This is a genomic window from Schleiferilactobacillus perolens DSM 12744 (assembly GCF_001435585.1).
Lineage (GTDB): Bacteria > Bacillota > Bacilli > Lactobacillales > Lactobacillaceae > Schleiferilactobacillus > Schleiferilactobacillus perolens.
The window spans coordinates 1-568 of the sequence record NZ_AZEC01000065.1 but is presented as its reverse complement, the minus strand read 5'-3'; the positions used below and the strand labels follow the sequence as shown (position 1 = coordinate 568).

Annotated in this window: 1 pseudogene; it reads right to left on the bottom strand. The window is 45.8% G+C overall.

From position 1 onward, the window contains the following. Positions 1–4: 4 nt before the first annotated feature. Positions 5–532: pseudogene (locus tag FD09_RS15635) on the bottom strand (IS5 family transposase); the annotation flags it as partial. Positions 533–568: the final 36 nt, after the last annotated feature.

Below are 568 nucleotides of genomic sequence, written 5' to 3'. Positions count from 1 at the left end.
GTGTTTAGAATCTTTTCAAGAGTATTCGCAGGAAGGCTAAGCTAATCATCATCTTACTGGTGTTCAGCTTTCGCTCACAATTGCGCCAGAGGCGCCGATATTTTCCTAGCCAGCTAAAACTGCGTTCGATAACCCAGCGTTGCGGGGTCACTTGACCGTGCCTAAGGTCACTCTGTTTAGCAATAATGACTTCAGCGTTAATCATTGCCTGAACTGATTGAGCAAAGTTGTTACCAGTATAACCACCATCGGCCATTACTCGTTGAACCAGGTCAAACTGTGATTTGTTTAACGCCAGTAGCGCATTGGCGCCATCACGCTCAGAAACATTGGCGGTTGTCACATGGACTGCCATCGGCAGCCCATTGATATCTACAGCAAGATGGCGCTTAATCCCACTCACCTTTTTACCACCATCGTAGCCGCTACTTTCAGCAGGATCGGTATTCTTGACACTTTGAGCATCTAGAATGATGAACGATGTATAAACTGAACGCTTCTGAGCCAACCGATGTTGGCTGACAATTTTTTTAAAACCTTATCCAGAGGAGTGATACCAGTAGGAGAT